Source organism: Riemerella anatipestifer (assembly GCF_009932355.1).
Classification (GTDB): domain Bacteria; phylum Bacteroidota; class Bacteroidia; order Flavobacteriales; family Weeksellaceae; genus Riemerella; species Riemerella anatipestifer_E.
The window spans coordinates 1-530 of record NZ_LEKU01000041.1 but is presented as its reverse complement, the minus strand read 5'-3'; the positions used below and the strand labels follow the sequence as shown (position 1 = coordinate 530).

Sequence of the window (530 nt, the reverse complement as noted above, 5' to 3'; positions counted from 1 at the left end):
TTTTGTATATCAATCGATTATATATTATGGATAAAAAAAGGATATAAAACATTTGGAGTTAATGGCAAAGAATTTATATTTTTGCACCCTCGATAAGAGAGAATAGGAGTGGATTGATTAGAAGAGATTAAATACTTAGTAGTAATAAACCTAAGAATAAGAGGTGCATTATGAGGGGGTGTTTAGTGATGTTGAAAAAAAATATTTAATTTTTTTTCAAAAATATTTGGTCAATTAAAAAAAACTTTTTACTTTTGCACTCGCAAATCGGAACTGAGAAATCAGAGAGGGATTTAGCGAGAAGAATAGAGAACGTTGAAAGATACTATAACAACCAAGTAAGGAAAAAACCAAAGCGTAACAAAACTTTGAGTGAGACAGGAAAAACATACAATGGAGAGTTTGATCCTGGCTCAGGATGAACGCTAGCGGGAGGCCTAACACATGCAAGCCGAGCGGTAGAGTATCTTCGGATACTTGAGAGCGGCGTACGGGTGCGGAACACGTGTGCAACCTGCCTTTATCTGAGG

At 36.0% G+C, this 530-nt stretch carries 1 rRNA gene; it reads left to right on the top strand.

What is annotated here, in order from left to right:
- Nucleotides 1-390: 390 nt before the first annotated feature.
- Nucleotides 391-530: ribosomal RNA gene (locus tag GXW81_RS10320) — 16S ribosomal RNA — on the top strand; the annotation flags it as partial.